This window comes from Vibrio sp. A8-1, from assembly GCF_013048685.1.
GTDB lineage: Bacteria > Pseudomonadota > Gammaproteobacteria > Enterobacterales > Vibrionaceae > Vibrio > Vibrio metschnikovii.
On the sequence record NZ_VHTC01000129.1, the window covers coordinates 1 to 579 of the forward strand.

Consider the following 579-nt stretch of genomic DNA (forward strand, 5'->3'; position numbering starts at 1 on the left):
CGTAGCGGGCTCGTATTTATATAACTTGCCTTTTTGACACTCGGGGCAACTATCGCCTTTCTTTAGATCGTCCAGTTTATGCTGAGTGACTTTCGGTTTCACTGGTGGTGTGCTGGGTTGGGTATTTTTAGGCTTAGGACGTTTTTGACCGCGGTTTTTGTTTTTCTTATTTTTCTGGCCGAGTAGAGTGTCCATCGTTTCTGATGACTTGACCATGCCAACCAACTTACGCAATTTATGCAGGGTGATATCGTTGTCAGACAGACGCTCTTGCAAGGCAGCCAGCGTCTTTAATGCCTTCAACAAGATGTGGCAATCTTCCGCACTCAGTGCTAAGTCGTGCTCCTTTGCCTCGTGCACTCGCTGGATAAGCCCGTCCAGCTCTTCGCTGTCAATATCGGTAAAGTCTTGCGCCATTTAAGTTCCTGTCGGCTGGCTTGCAGTGCTGATGCGCTCAATTATTCCAGCATTGTGGGATCGGTCAACATGATCGTGAGGATCGATAACTTAAAGGGGAATAGTGTGCGTACGGTCATACTTTTTGCCAGCCAGGCAGCCCCACCAACAGAGCTTTAAGCT

Annotated in this window: 1 pseudogene; it reads right to left on the minus strand. The window is 48.2% G+C overall.

Annotation, left to right across the window (positions count from 1 at the left end):
* Positions 1-417: pseudogene (locus FKN93_RS17575) on the minus strand (hypothetical protein); the annotation flags it as partial.
* Positions 418-579: the final 162 nt, after the last annotated feature.